The organism is Micromonospora sp. CA-259024 (assembly GCF_050936255.1).
Classification (GTDB): domain Bacteria; phylum Actinomycetota; class Actinomycetes; order Mycobacteriales; family Micromonosporaceae; genus Micromonospora.
Window position 1 is genome coordinate 1475138 of sequence record NZ_JBNJND010000001.1, and the last position, 13854, is coordinate 1488991.

The 13854-nt window shown below is 72.9% G+C and carries 13 protein-coding genes; 12 read left to right on the plus strand and 1 reads right to left on the minus strand.

Annotation, left to right across the window (positions count from 1 at the left end):
- The first annotated feature begins 43 nt into the window (after positions 1 to 43).
- The 8 genes from ACQEUX_RS06045 to ACQEUX_RS06080 all read left to right on the plus strand — a co-directional run bounded on the left by ACQEUX_RS06045 (position 44) and on the right by ACQEUX_RS06080 (position 6606).
- Positions 44 to 643: a hypothetical protein gene (locus ACQEUX_RS06045; protein WP_433042423.1), complete on the plus strand. Its 600-nt coding sequence runs from the start codon at positions 44 to 46 to the stop codon at positions 641 to 643.
- A 233-nt stretch (positions 644 to 876) separates the two neighbouring features.
- Complete coding sequence (locus ACQEUX_RS06050) at positions 877 to 1860, plus strand: dehydrogenase (RefSeq protein ID WP_433042426.1); 984 nt, start codon at positions 877 to 879, stop codon at positions 1858 to 1860.
- Positions 1861 to 1862: 2 nt separating this feature from the next.
- On the plus strand, positions 1863 to 2261 hold the full coding sequence (locus ACQEUX_RS06055) for a 6-pyruvoyl trahydropterin synthase family protein (protein WP_433042429.1): 399 nt from the start codon (positions 1863 to 1865) through the stop codon (positions 2259 to 2261).
- Positions 2261 to 3340 (plus strand): glycosyltransferase family 4 protein, encoded by a 1080-nt coding sequence (locus ACQEUX_RS06060; protein ID WP_433049617.1) that lies wholly within the window; start codon positions 2261 to 2263, stop codon positions 3338 to 3340. Before ACQEUX_RS06055 ends, ACQEUX_RS06060 begins: the two co-directional genes overlap by 1 nt.
- A complete protein-coding gene (locus ACQEUX_RS06065) occupies positions 3337 to 4155 on the plus strand; it encodes a class I SAM-dependent methyltransferase (RefSeq protein WP_433042432.1) in 819 nt (272 codons plus the stop codon). Before ACQEUX_RS06060 ends, ACQEUX_RS06065 begins: the two co-directional genes overlap by 4 nt.
- 66 nt (positions 4156 to 4221) lie before the next feature.
- A complete protein-coding gene (locus ACQEUX_RS06070; protein ID WP_433042435.1) occupies positions 4222 to 5160 on the plus strand; it encodes a lysylphosphatidylglycerol synthase transmembrane domain-containing protein in 939 nt (312 codons plus the stop codon).
- A gap of 58 nt (positions 5161 to 5218) precedes the next feature.
- Positions 5219 to 5902 carry a GTP cyclohydrolase II gene (locus tag ACQEUX_RS06075; protein ID WP_433042438.1) on the plus strand — a complete coding sequence of 228 codons (684 nt, stop codon included), beginning with the start codon at positions 5219 to 5221 and terminating at the stop codon, positions 5900 to 5902.
- On the plus strand, positions 5899 to 6606 hold the full coding sequence (locus ACQEUX_RS06080) for a RibD family protein (protein WP_433042441.1): 708 nt from the start codon (positions 5899 to 5901) through the stop codon (positions 6604 to 6606). Before ACQEUX_RS06075 ends, ACQEUX_RS06080 begins: the two co-directional genes overlap by 4 nt.
- A 37-nt stretch (positions 6607 to 6643) precedes the next feature.
- Here ACQEUX_RS06080 and ACQEUX_RS06085 read toward each other — a convergent pair whose 3' ends face one another.
- Positions 6644 to 8176: an FAD-binding oxidoreductase gene (locus ACQEUX_RS06085; RefSeq protein WP_433042444.1), complete on the minus strand. Its 1533-nt coding sequence runs from the start codon at positions 8174 to 8176 to the stop codon at positions 6644 to 6646.
- 59 nt (positions 8177 to 8235) lie between these two features.
- On the opposite strand from ACQEUX_RS06085, the gene ACQEUX_RS06090 reads away from it, so the two are divergent.
- The 4 genes from ACQEUX_RS06090 (at position 8236) to ACQEUX_RS06105 (ending at position 13808) form a co-directional block, all read left to right on the plus strand.
- Entirely contained in the window at positions 8236 to 9072 is an 837-nt protein-coding gene (locus ACQEUX_RS06090) for a TetR/AcrR family transcriptional regulator C-terminal domain-containing protein (RefSeq protein WP_433042447.1), read from the plus strand.
- Positions 9073 to 9533: 461 nt separating this feature from the next.
- Complete coding sequence (locus ACQEUX_RS06095; RefSeq protein ID WP_433042450.1) at positions 9534 to 10064, plus strand: helix-hairpin-helix domain-containing protein; 531 nt, start codon at positions 9534 to 9536, stop codon at positions 10062 to 10064.
- Positions 10064 to 11107, plus strand: coding sequence for an OmpA family protein (locus tag ACQEUX_RS06100; protein ID WP_433042453.1), 1044 nt, complete (start codon positions 10064 to 10066; stop codon positions 11105 to 11107). Before ACQEUX_RS06095 ends, ACQEUX_RS06100 begins: the two co-directional genes overlap by 1 nt.
- A gap of 106 nt (positions 11108 to 11213) precedes the next feature.
- Entirely contained in the window at positions 11214 to 13808 is a 2595-nt protein-coding gene (locus tag ACQEUX_RS06105; protein ID WP_433042456.1) for an Hsp70 family protein, read from the plus strand.
- Positions 13809 to 13854 lie beyond the last annotated feature (46 nt).

The following is a 13854-nucleotide window of genomic DNA, read 5'->3' on the forward strand; positions in this document are numbered from 1 at the left end:
CGCACCGGGCGCGATTCTTTGTGCTCGTTCGTACCCTGCAGCCATGGCCACGGGGCGGGCAAGCAAACTGAGCACGAGACAGGGCTACTACTGGCACGCCCTGCTGCTCGGAGATCATTCCTTGGCGCGTCGGCTGCGATCGGGGGCGCTCCTCGACAAGAAGGCTCTGGCAGCGGTGCTGGAGGGCATGTTCGTCGTGATGGTCGGCTGGCTACGCCCGGACCCGTTGTGCCCGATGGAGATTCACCGGTTCGCCGAGCGGGTGACCGAGCGGATTCACGCAGAGCATGGCGTCACTGCCGACGAGGTGTCGCGGCTCATCCATCGGGAGCTGGGAGACGCGACCGGCGACGCGGACATCACTCCGGCGCACCGCGTCGTCGCGCAACTGGCGGTGATCACTACCGCCCTGGGTGGACTCGGTCTTATGCCCGGCAACATCGATCGCATGATCAGCGAAGCGGAAGGGCTCGTGCGGCAGTGGGGCCTCGATCTCCCGGCCTATCGACCCGGCTTTCTCCTGCGGTGGCGCTTCGAACTCGCGGAAGCCCGTTGGTACGGGTCGTCCGCCCGGAACCGCTGGAAGGTCGAGCGGGCGGGAGCCTTTGTCAGCTGGCTGGACCCGGGCAGCAGCACGCCCTGAAACGCTCTTGCGGCGATGAGCAGCGTGCGGTCGCTGCCAGCCGGGCGAACGCAAAGGAGTCGGTTCACGGGTCGGGCCCGGCGACGCCACCGCGTAACCCGCGCCTCAGACCGATCATCGGCCACTTCGAACTGTGGACACCGTAGCTCCGTGTTTATGATCGACGACCCTGACAGGGAACACGGCAACGTGGCCGCACGGTTCGGCCGGGAGCAGAGGCGAGGTGCGCGACGGTGATCCGCGAGGCGTACGCCTGCTGGGTTCGCGAGCCCGGCACGGCGGAGATCCGGCCGGTGTCGCTGCCCGCCCCGGGACCGGACGAGGTGCTGGTCCGGGCCCGCTACTCGGGGGTCAGCCGGGGCACCGAGACGCTGGTCTTCGCCGGTCGGGTGCCCGCAGACCAGTACGCCGCGATGCGCGCGCCGTTCCAGGAGGGCGACTTCCCCGGCCCGGTGAAGTACGGCTACCTCAGCGTTGGCGTGGTCGAGCAGGGCCCGCCGGAGCTGGCGGGGCGGACGGTCTTCTGTCTGCACCCGCACCAGAGCGCGTACGTCGTGCCGGCCAGCGCCGTGGTGCCCGTGCCGGACGGGGTGCCGCCCGCCCGGGCGGTGCTCGCCGGCACGGTGGAAACCGCGGTGAACGCGCTGTGGGACGCCGCGCCGCTGGTCGGTGACCGGGTCAGCGTGGTCGGCGCGGGCATGGTCGGCTGCTGCGTCGCCGCGCTGCTCGCCCGGTTCCCCGGCGTGGACGTCGAGCTGATCGACACCGATGTCCGCCGGGCCGGGGTGGCCGGCGCGCTCGGTGTCCAGTTCGCCCACCCGGACGACGCGACCGGTGACCGGGACCTGGTCGTGCACGTCAGCGCCACCGGCGCCGGCCTGCAACGCTCGCTGGACCTGCTCGCGCCGGAGGGCACCGTCATCGAGCTGAGCTGGTACGGCGACCGCCCGGTGCAGGTGTCGCTGGGTGGCGCCTTCCACTCGGGACGCCTGACCGTCCGCAGCAGTCAGGTCGGCGCGGTCGCGCCCGCCCGGCGGGGACGGCGCAGCTTCTCCGACCGGCTGGCGCTCGCCCTGGACCTGCTCGACGACCCGGCGTTCGACGCGTTGATCACCGGCGCGTCCCGGTTCGCGGAACTGCCCGACGTGCTCGCCCGACTGAGCACAGGTGACCTGCCCGCGCTCTGCCACCTCATCACCTACGACGACGGGGAGTGACCGTGTTCAGCGTGACCGTTCGGGATCACATGATGATCGCCCACAGTTTCCGGGGCGACGTGTTCGGCCCCGCCCAGCGCCTGCACGGCGCGACCTTCGTGGTGGACGCGACGTTCCGCCGTGCCGACCTGGACGCCGACGGCATCGTGGTCGACATCGGCCTGGCCACCGAGCAACTGCGGGGCGTGCTGGCCGAGCTGACCTACCGCAACCTCGACGACGAGCCCGCGTTCGCCGGCGTGAACACCACCACCGAGGTGCTGGCCCGTACGGTCGCGGACCGGCTGGCCGAGCGGGTGCACGCCGGCGAGTTGGGCCCCGGTGCGCGTGAGCTCGCCGGCATCGCCGTCACCCTGCACGAGTCACACGTCGCGTGGGCCAGCTACGAACGGTCGCTGTGATCGACGCAGGCGGGGCGGTGCGCGCCGACGGGCCGGACCTGACCGGCCGTGCGGTGCACGTCGTCCTGCCCGGTGGTATCGACGACCCGGCCACGCCCAGCGGCGGCAACACCTACGACCGGCGGATCTGCGCGGGGCTCGGCGAGTGGGGCTGGTCGGTGCGCGAGCACCCGGTGCCCGGCACCTGGCCGCACCCCGACCCGGCCGACCGGGCCGAACTCGCCGGCGTGCTCGCCGCCGCGCCGGACGACGCCGTGGTGCTGCTCGACGGCCTGATCGCCTCGACCGTGCCGGACCTGCTCGCCCCGCACGCCGGTCGGCTGCGCCTGGTCGTCCTGGTGCACCTGCCGCTGGACGACGAGGCGGAGGCCCGGACGCTGGCCGCCGCGCGGGCCGTCGTCACCACCAGCGAGTGGACCCGCCGCCACCTGGTGGCCCGCCACCCGACGCTCGCCGACCGGGTCCGGGCCGCACCCCCCGGGGTACGGCCGGCCCCGCCGGCACCCGGCTCCGCCGCCGGCACCCGGCTGCTCTGCGTCGCGGCGGTCACCCGGCACAAGGGGCACGACGTACTGGTCGACGCGCTGTCCACGCTGGCCGGGCGGTCGTGGACGCTGGTCTGCGCGGGCACGCTGACCCGGGAGCCGGATCTCGTCCACCGGTTGCGGGAGCGGCTCGCTGGCGCGGGCCTCAGTGACCGGGTGCGCCTCGCCGGCCCGTTGACCGGTGAGGCGTTGGACGCCGCGTACGCCGCCGCCGACCTACTCGTGCTGCCGTCGCGGGGCGAGACGTACGGCATGGTCGTCACCGAGGCGCTGGCGCGCGGCCTGCCGGTGCTGGGCACCGAGGTGGGCGGCCTTCCGGAGGCGCTCGGCCGTACCCCCGACGGTGACCGGCCGGGGCTGCTGGTCCCGCCGGACGAGCCGGTCGCGCTGGCCGGCGCACTGAGCCGGTGGCTGGACGACGGCGCGCTGCGGGCCCGGCTGCGGCGTGCGGCCCTGGCCCGGCGCGACACCCTGACCGACTGGCCGGTGACCACCGCACTGCTGGCCGCCGTGCTCGAGGAGGTGGCGGCATGACCGTCGAGGAGACCCTGCCGTTCGCCGACTGGCTGCGGCTGCGCGAGCCAGCCGACGGGGCAGCCCGTGACGAGGAGCTGTTGAACGTCGTCCGTTCCCGGCTCACCGGCGAACACCCGACGGTGATCCACGACCTGGGCAGCGGCACCGGCTCGATGTGCCGCTGGCTGGCCCCCCGGCTACCCGGCCCGCAGCACTGGGTGCTGTACGACCGCGACGCGGACCTGCTGGCCAGAGCCGCCGAGGGCATGGCCGGGGTGACCGCCGCCGACGGTGCCCCGGTCACGGTGAGCACCCGGTGCGGCGACCTCACCCGGCTGAGCGCCGCCGACCTGGCCGACGGGTCGCTGGTCACCGCGTCCGCGCTGCTGGACATGCTCACCGGGGAGGAGATCGAGCGGGTGGTGGCCGCCTGCGTCGGGCGGCCCACCCTGTTCTCCCTCTCGGTGACCGGGCGGGTCCGGGTCACCCCGACGGACCCGCTGGACGCGGAGGTCGAGGCCGCGTTCAACGACCACCAGCGGCGTACCGTCGACGGCCGGCGGCTGCTCGGCCCGGACGCCGTCGCCGCCACCGCCGCCGCGTTCGCCCGGCGGGGCGTCGGCGTACGGGAGCGGTCCAGCCCGTGGCGCCTCGGCCCGGAGCAGGCCGACCTGGCCGCCGAGTGGTTCCGGGGCTGGCTCGGCGCGGCCTGCGAGCAGCGCCCCGATCTGGCCGGCCCCGCCCAGGCGTACGCCCGGCGCCGTCTCGCCGACGCGGCGGCCGGCCGGCTCACCGTGCTGGTCGAGCACCGCGACCTCCTCGCGGGCGGATGAACCGTTCACGCCCTGGCTACGTGCACTAGGGCAAGTGGACGATCTTCAAGAGGAGGGCCGGCGCCGATGTTCTGGGCCTGGGCACGAGTGGTCGGCGGGGTGGGTCTACTCGCCGCCCTGCTGTGGCAGGTGGGCGGCGGCCCGTTCCTCGCCGGCGTACGACTGATCGACGCTCCGGCGCTGACCGCGGCGCTGCTCATCGGCGTGCTCACCACGGTCTGCGCGGCGTGGCGGTGGAGCCTGGTCGCCGGTGGCCTGGGTGTGCGGCTGCCCCTGGCGACCGCGGTCGCGCACTGCTACCGGGCCGTGTTCCTCAACGCCACACTGCCCGGCGGCGTGCTCGGCGACGTGCACCGGGCGGTACGCCACGGCCGTGACGCCGGTGACGTCAGCCGGGGCATCCGCGCGGTGATCTGGGAGCGTACCGCCGGGCAGGTGGTCCTCGTGGGTGTCGCGCTGGTCGTGCTCGCGGCCCTCCCGTCCCCGGTGCGGGCGTATGTGCCGGTCGCCGCCGCGCTGCTCGTCTCGGGTGGGTTGCTCGCCGTCCTGCTGGCACGGGCCGTGCCGAACGCCGGTCGCTCGCGGTGGGCGGAGGGGCTGCGGACCGCTGTGGCGGACGTGCGGTCCGGGCTGCTGGCCCGGCGCACCTGGTTCGGAGTGCTGGTCGCCTCCGCCCTGATGGTCGCCGGTCACCTGGCCACCTTCCTGGTGGCGGCGCGCACCGCCGGATCGGACGCCCCACTGTCGCGGCTGCTGCCGTTGACACTGCTCGCCCTGCTCGCCATGGGCCTGCCGCTGAACGTCGCCGGCTTCGGACCGCGCGAGGGAGTGGCCGCGTGGGTGTTCGGCGCGGCCGGCCTCAGCGCGGCGCAGGGCGTCGCCACCGCCACCGTCTACGGTGCACTGGTGCTGGTGGCCAGCCTGCCCGGCGCCGCGGTGCTGCTGGCCCGGCGGAACCGGGTTCCGGCCGTCGCCCGGGAAGCTGCCTCCGGCGGCGACTGTTGAGCCGGTTGTGAGACGGTACGCGCCGCCGCGCGACGGTGGCGCCGGACAGAGGAGTCCCATGCCCGAAGCATTGCCGATCGCCACGATCCGTACGCAGGTCACGGTGCCGATGGCGTTTCCCGACGGTTACGCCACGACGGTCCGGGTGTTCTCGTTCAAGGGCCTGGTGGACGGTCGGGAGCATCTCGCCCTCGGCCTCGGCGACTGGGCGGGCGCACTGGACCGGCTCGCCGCCGGGGGCGAACCCCCACTGGTTCGCCCGCACAGCGAGTGCCTGACCGGTGACGTGTTCGGCAGCCAACGCTGCGACTGCGGGCCGCAGTTGCGCGAGGGGGTGCAGCGGATCGCCGAGACCGGTGGTTTCCTGCTCTACCTTCGGCAGGAGGGCCGCGGCATCGGCCTGTACGCCAAGCTCGACGCGTACGCGCTCCAGGACGCCGGGCTGGACACCTACCAGGCCAACGTCGCGCTGGGCCGGGGTGAGGACGAGCGGGACTACACCGTCGCCGCGCAGATGCTGGCCACGCTGGGCGTGCCGCGGATCCGACTGTTGAGCAGCAACCCGGACAAGGCCGAGCAGTTGACCCGGCTGGGCGTGGACGTCGCCGAACGGGTGCCCACCAGCGTCTTCCTCTCTCCGGCCAACGCCGACTACCTGGCGGCCAAGGCGGCCAAGGCGGCGGAGATCGAGGCGGCGGAGGCGCTCGCGGGCCGTACCCCCGACCGGCACGCCGCCCGGTGAGCCGCTGGCCGGCGCCGACGCGGCCGTACGTGCTGCTCAGTTGCGCCACCTCGATCGACGGGTACATCGACGACGCCTCCGAGCAGCGGTTGCTGCTGTCCAACGAGGACGACCTGGACCGGGTCGACGCGGTCCGGGCCAGCTGCGACGCGATCCTGGTCGGCGCCGGCACGGTCCGCCGTGACGATCCCCGGCTGCTGGTGCGCTCCCCGAGCCGTCGGGCCGAGCGGGCGGCGTGTGGTCGGCCCGCCTCGCCCACCAAGGTCACGCTGACCGCGCGGGGTGACCTCGACCCGACCGCCCGGTTCTTCACCTCCGGTGATCCGGCCCGGCTCGTCTACTGCGCCACCGGAGTGCTGGAGAAGACCGAGGAACGGCTCGGCCGGTTGGCGACCGTCGTCGACGCGGGCGAGCCGATCGACCTCGGCCGGCTACTGGCCGACCTGGCCGCGCGGGGCGTACGACGGCTGATGGTGGAGGGCGGTGGGACGGTGCACGCCCAGTTCCTCACCGCCGGCCTCGCCGACGAGTTGCACCTGGTGGTGGCACCGTTCTTCGTCGGTGACGGCCGGGCGCCCCGGTTCGTCGGCGAGGGCCGTTTTCCCTGGCACCCGGGGCGCCGCGCCCGCCTGGCCGAGGCCCGGCAGATCGGCGACGTGGTCCTGCTCCGCTACGCCCTCTCCGACCGCTTTTGCGAAACCTGACGCCGACCTCGACAGCCGGGCGACGGTGCGGCGCGGGTCAGCGGCCGGGTGGTCGTACCGACAGGTCGTGCCGAAAGACGTTTCGGGGGTCCCATCGGGCCTTGATCTCCTGTAGCCGTCGGTAGTTCGGGCCGTAGTAGAGGTCGTGCCAGGGCCGGGTCTCGGTGCCGAGGTCGATGTCGGGGTAGTTGACGTAGGCCCCGTCCGGGGGTACGTGGTCGGTGTCGGCATACATGTCGCGGTAGAACTCGCGGATCCAGGCCAGGCAGCGGGGGTCGGCGGCCGGGTCGGTCCAGCCCGCGAGGTAGAACAGCAGCATCGACGCGTTGCGGTGCGCGGCGGCAGTGGCGGCCGGCGGTACGGCGTTGATGGCTCCGCCGTAGGTGTTCAGGCTCAGCGAGCCGGTGAGCGGGCCGTTGTCAGCGCCGGTGAGATGGCGGTAGGCGACGCGCAGTTGCCGGTCGGTCAGGGGCGCGCGGTGGAACGCCGACTTGACCTTCAGCCGCCAACCCTTGCCGTCGTCGCTGTCACCGCCGAGTGTCGCCGTCAGCCAGGGGAGCGTCTCCGATGAGACCGTCGGGGTGACGCCGACGCCTTCGCTTAGCGCCGACACAAGCTCGTCGAGCAGGTGTCCGCTACCGTGCGGGACCTGACCGGCGAGGGTGTGACCGCCGGCCTGAGGACGGGACAGGATCAGCTCCCCGTACAGGTGCCTTCCCCGGGAGTCGGGTGCGCGGTGGCGGGCGCACCAGCGGCCGAAGTTGCCGGCGAGTCGGTGGAATCCCTGTTCGTCCATACCGGCCCAGGGCCAGGTGACCCTGAAGTCGAGCAGCCGCGCGGGTGGCGTGGGCAGTGAGCGGAACCAGTAGCGCGTCACGACGCCGAAGTTGCCTCCGCCGGCACCGGTGTGTGCCCACCACAGGTCTCGGTGCGGATCCGTTGGTTCCCGCGTGGCGACCACCGCCCGGGCGGTGCCGCTGCGATCGACAACGACCACCTCGACCGCGTGCAGGTGGTCGACGACAAGCCCGTGCAGGCGGGAGAGGCGACCGTAGCCGCCACCCGCGATGTGGCCACCGACGCCCACGCCCGGGCACGATCCACCCGGGATGGTCACCCCCCAGCCGAGGAAGAGCCGGCGGTAGGCCTCGCCGAGCGTGGCACCCGCCTCGACTGCGAAGCCGTACCGTCGCGGGTCGTGATAGACATCGGTCAGGCCGGACATGTCGATCACCATCCGGACCGCCGGGTCGTCCACGAAGCCCTCGAAGCAGTGTCCGCCACTGCGTACCGCGACCCGCCGGCCGGTGCGGACCGCGTCCTGCACGGCCGAGACGACCTGGTCGGTCGAGCCGACCACGCGCACCTCGTCCGGTGTGCCCACGAACCTTCGGTTGCCGCGGCGGACAAGGTCCGCGTACCGGGGATCGTCCGGCAGCACCCGGACCGGGCCGAGCGGGGGCGCACAGCCCGCCGGTGGTGGAGAGGCGGAGACCGGGGACGGACAGAGAACGGCGGCAGACGCGGCTGCGCCGGCGCGGAGCAGATCTCTACGACTGGGCGGATTCATGACCTCGATCCTGTCGTCGCCGGCAGACGGTGTGCAGTAGTTTCGTCACACGGTGTGCCGTGACGAAAACGGAGGTGCCTGTGCTCACCGGCCGGTGTGTCGAGTGCGAGGCCGAACTGCCCGCCAGCTCCGGCCGGGGACGCCCACGCCGCTACTGCTCTCGACGCTGCCAGGCTCGCGCGTACCGCAGGCGCCGCGACCACGGCCCCGCGACGACACCGCGTCGCGTCCCGCACCTGCCCGTGCCCACCGGCGGCGATCCCCGCGACCGGCTGGTCGGCCTCGCGGTCGAGCTCGCGGACTCCGGGGGCCTCGACGCCGTATCCATGCGGGTGCTCAGCCAACGCGCCGTCATGCCCGTCCACGCCGTGTACAGGCACGTACGCAACCGGGCGGAACTCCTCGGCGCGATGGCCGAGCGCATCACCGCCGCCCGCGTGCCCGGCAACGCACCACTGCCACCCGATTCGCGCCAACAGCTCGAACGGCTGGCCTGGGACGAGTGGACGATGTACCGCCGCCACCCTTGGTTGCTGGCCGTCCTCGCCACCGACCGGCCACCGACCGGACCGGCCGTACTCGCCATGGTCGACCGTGTGGTGGCAGCGTTCACCAGCGCCGGGTACGACCCAGCCGAGGCATTCCGCGCCCACCTGGTGCTCAGCGGCTACATCCAGGGCATGGCCCTGCTCATCCGGAGCGATCCGGCTGACACCACCTACCACAGCTGGTGGTCGGCAACCCGCAGCCGGCTGGAGCGGACCGGCCGTACCCGCAGACGACCCTGGCTGGCGGCGGCCGGCCAGACCCGACCCGACACGGACCTCGACACCTGGTTCCAGTTCGGCCTGCGACGGCTGCTCGACGGCCTCCTGTCCGGAGCGCGACCGGGATGAGCACCATGGGCAGCACGACCGGCAGCGCCGATCGGTAGCGCTGCCCGGGGTGTCAGAGGACGCCCGGCAGCGGCGTGCCGCGTCGCGATCCTGCCCGCCGGGGTCGTACCCGGATTCAGTGTGATGACTCTGCGGCATAAATATGCCGCAGAGTCATCACGCTCAACTTCCCGGAGCGGCCTCCGCGGAGCGCGTTCGGCATCAGTGGCCGGCACTCCGCGCAGAACTGATTGAGTAAACGGTCGCGGGGCCCGTTGCGGTTGATTTCAGGAAACGTCAAAGTAACTGCGAAAACACAATGGGTTGCTCGCTCGCATTGGTGTTTCGTCGCGCCTTCAATTGTGATCTTATCGCGATGTTTGCCGCTTTCTGGTGCGGGTCTGTCCACTTAGGATGATCATGCATTCGCGCGGGTTGCGATTCGCTTCTCCCTTTCCTGAGGCCCACCTTGGAGGCTCCACGTGGTCTGGTTTATCAACCAGTCGCTTCTCATTGTCCTGGCGGCTTTCCTTCTGGGATTGCTCGTGGGTTGGCTCGTCTGGGGCAACCGGAAAACCTTGCCACCCTCGTCTGGTGAGACGTCCGCGCCTCCGGCCGCCGAAGGGGCGGAAATGAGCGCCGCGACGACGCCGATCCCGCACGCCGAACCGCGCCGGCCGTACCGGTTGTCGGATGAGCCCGGCAGCCAACGGGTCACCGACGGCCACAGTGCCGAGACCGCAGAACCCCCGTACGACGAGCTGGAGCGCATCGAAGGCATTGGCCCGAAGATGGCGAGCGCGCTGCGCGCCGCGGGTATCCACACCTTCCGTCAGCTCGCCGAGGCCGACGACACCACCCGGCGCGCGGCCATCGAGAGGGCCGGTCTGACCTTCGCCCCCAGCCTGGTCACCTGGGGTCGTCAGGCGCAGTTGCTCGCCGACGGCGACGAAGAGGGCTTCGCCGAACTCACCGAGCTGCTCGTGGCCGGCCGCGACACCGGGCGGGCCTGATGACCAAGAGCCTGACGTCGCAGCAGAAGTCCAACAAGCGCCGACTCCTGGTCGGGCTGATCGTCTCCGTTCTCGGTCTGGGCGTCCTGATGACGGGGCAGCAGTTGCCGAACCGGCACCGGATGGAGGCCGACCTGACCCAGCGCTCGACGCAGGCGCTGCACTCGGCCGGCCTCTCCGACGTGCGGGTCACCTTCACCGGACGTGACGGACGGCTGACCGTGGGCTCGTCCGCCCAAGCCGAACAGGCCCTCGACATCGTCCGGCCGCTGGAAGGCGTACGGGTCGCCGAGGCCGAGCTGACCGCCGTGTCGGAAAAGCGGGTGCCCGTACCGCCGTCCGTGCTGGTGGTCAAGGGCCACGGCACGGTATCGGTCAGTGGCACGGTGCCCAGCGACAGCACCCGAGCCGCGCTGGTCGGCGCGGCGGCAGCCACCCTCGGTGCCGAGAGCGTCGAGGACCGCCTCATGGTCGACGCCTCCGTGACCGACACCGCACTGGCTGGCTTGGCGGAGGTGCTGCGCGCACTCGGCCACGACACCGCCGCCACGACGGTGACGTTCGACGGCGGCACGTTGACCGTGAGCGGCACGGTCTCCTCCGAGGCGCACAGGAACACGGTGCTGACGGCGGCCCGGGCCACCGGCGCACCGGTCGTCGACCAGATCGAGGTTCCGGACGTGCAGCAGCAACTGCGCGACCTCCCGCAGCTCACCTTCGCCTCCGGCGGCGACGCGCTCACCACCACCTCCGAGGCGAGCCTCGTCACGGTGAGTCAACTCCTCAAGGCCAATCCGAGCACCCGGCTGCGCGTCGAGGGCCACACCGACGCCACCGGTCCGGCCGAGTCGAACCTCGTCCTCAGCCGCGCCCGGGCCGAGGCGGTGCGTGACTTCCTGACCGCGCACGGCGTCGCGGCTGACCGGTTGAGCGCCAAGGGGTACGGGGAGACGCGCCTCAAGGTCCCCGACACCAACGCGGCCAACCGCGCCGAGAACCGACGGGTGGAGCTGATCGCCGGCGCCACCACGCCGAGCGGCTGACGGCGTGGAGTCACGGACCGTCCCTGACCGAGTGATCAACGGGGCAGCGGGGTCTGCGTACGATGCGGGGCTGAGTTTCCCTCGTCGCGGCGGAGGTATCGGGTAGATGGCAGGCCAGCACGAGGGTTTCGCCCTCGGCGTCGACCTCGGTACATCCAACACGGTGGCGGTGCTGCGCTGGCCCGACGGGCGGACCCGCCCGCTGCTGATGGACGGTCAGCCGGTCAGTCCGTCCGCCGTGTACGCCGACCCCAACGGCACCCTGCACACCGGTTGGGACGCCCGACGCTTGGCCCAGTCGGACCCGGCCCGGCTCGAGGCCAACCCGAAGCGCCGGGTGGACGAGCCGACCGTGCTGCTCGGTGACCGCTCGTACCCGCCGGCCGACCTTCTCGCCGCGGTGCTCGCGGCGGTCGCGCGGGCCGCGGTCGGCACCGTCGGCTTCCTGCCCCCAGCCGTGCTGACGTGCCCGGCGGCCTGGGATGCGACGCGGCGGCAGGTCCTCGCCGACGCGCTGCTGCGGGCGGGCTGGCCGCAGGCGGCCGAGCACACCCTCGCCGGGCCGACGCCGCCGGGCACCCGGCTGTTGCGGGAGCCGGTCGCCGCCGCCCGCTACTACACGCAGGTGCTGCACCGGCCGGTGTCGGTCGGCGGCGCGATCGCGGTGTTCGACTTCGGTGGCGGGACACTCGACGTCGCGGTGCTGCGCAACGAGGGCGCGGACCCGTGGGGTGACTCCGGGTTCAGCGTGGTCGCCGACGGCGGCCTGCCCGACCTGGGCGGCCTGGATCTCGACGCCGCGTTGGTGCAGCGGGTCGGCGAGTTGGTCGGTGAGCGGCACGCCGCGCAGTGGGCCCGACTGATCCGACCGGCGGATGCGGCGCAGCGCCGCGACCAGGTCCGGCTCTGGGACGAGGTACGGGGTGCGAAGGAGACGCTGTCCCGGTCCACCGTGGCGCCGGTCGCGGTGCCCGGGGTGGCCGAGACGGTCCAGCTGACCCGGGCGGACGTCGAGCGGGTGGCCACGCCGTTGCTGCGCCGCGCGGTGGACCGGGCCCGGGAGGTGATCGCCGCCGCCGGGCTCAGCCCCGACCAGCTCGCCGGGCTGTTCCTCGTCGGCGGCTCGTCGCGGATCCCGCTGGTGGCCCGGATGCTGCACGCCGAGTTGGGTATCGCGCCGACCGTGCTGGACCAGCCCGAGTTGCCGGTGGCCGAGGGCGCGCTGACCGACCTCCCGCTGCGCCGGCCGACGCCCGCCCCGGCGTACGCGGCGCCCCAGGCCGCCCCGCCCGCACCACCCGCGCCGACCCCTGTGAGCCCGTCCGGGTCGGGCTGGGCCGCGCCGCGCTGGCGACGGGCCCGTTGGCTGGTGCTCGGCACGGTGCTGGCCCTGGTCGGGGTGGGCACCGCGGCGACGCTCTACCTCACCCGGGACCGCTACCCCGATCTGGAGTTCACATCGTTGCGTGAGCCGGTCCGGCTGTCCGCCGGAGCCGAGCGACCGGCGAGCATGTGGACAGCCGTGCTCGGCGACCGGGCCTACCTCGGGTACCCGCTGCCCGACGACCGGCTGGAGGTGGTGGCCGTCGACGCCGGAACCGGCGACGAGCTGTGGCGCGAGCCGACCGACGTGCGAGCCGACGACTGGGAGGGCCTTGTCGCCGTCCCCGGGGCGGTCGCGGTTCGCGCCGACGCCCCGGGCGACAGCACCCTCCGTCCACTGGTCGTCCTCGACGGTCGCTCGGGCGCTCAGCGCTGGCGGCACGACATTCGCGGCGACGACGACGTCTACTTCGCCGCCGACACGGCGGTGCTGGTGGACCGGGCGGGATCCCGGCTGGTCGGCCTGCGCCTGAGCGACGGCGAGGAGAGGTGGGCCGAGCCCAACCCCCGCGACCAGTACGCCGGCACCCGTACCCTGGTCCGGCCGGTGGGCGGCGATGAGGCGGCGGGTGGACCGGCTTTCCTCGACGGCACACCGCGCAACCCGTGGGCGACCAAGGGGCGGCGACTCGTCCAGGTGGGCGCGGACCGGTCGGTGCGGCTGCTCGACATGGCGTCCGGCACGGTGCTGCGCAAGTGGGGCAGCGTCGCCGACCTCGACGACCTGGTGGTCGCACACGAGGACCGGCTGTACGTGGCCGCCAACGAGGGCGGGTACCAGTTGCTGGCGTACGACCTGGGTTCCGACGCGGAGCCGGTGGTTCTCTACCGGTCCGACAACGACGAGTACCGCCCGAAGGAACTGGTGGCCTGCGGTGAGCGACGGGCATGCCTGTTGCAGGTGCCGAACAGTCAGGTCGAGCGTACGGAGCTGGTGGCCGCGACCGAGGGCGAGGCCGCGAGCCACTGGGCGGCGCCGGGGGTGACCAGCCTGGTCCCGCTGGGTGAGCAGGTGCTCGCCCAGCGGGAGCACCCGGAACCGACGGTCACCCTCTTCGACGCCGCGGGCAAGCCGGTGCTGCGGGACCGCGGCGGTGTGGCGGTCCGGTTGGACGAGGGCAACCTGTTGGTGTTCGCCAAGGCACCCAGCACGGTCGCGGACAACCGCGTGCTGGCCGGCGTGTGGGCCGAGTCCGGTGAGGTCGACGAGTTGGGCGAGCTTCAGGACGTCCGCAGCGCGTCCTGCTCATGGAACACCCACGTGATCGCGTGCGGCGCCGACAGGGACTTCGTGTTGTACCGCTTCGCCGACGACTGACAGGGATGCCTCCGAGCTGAATAGGGGCTGGGTGCGGTCGCTGGCC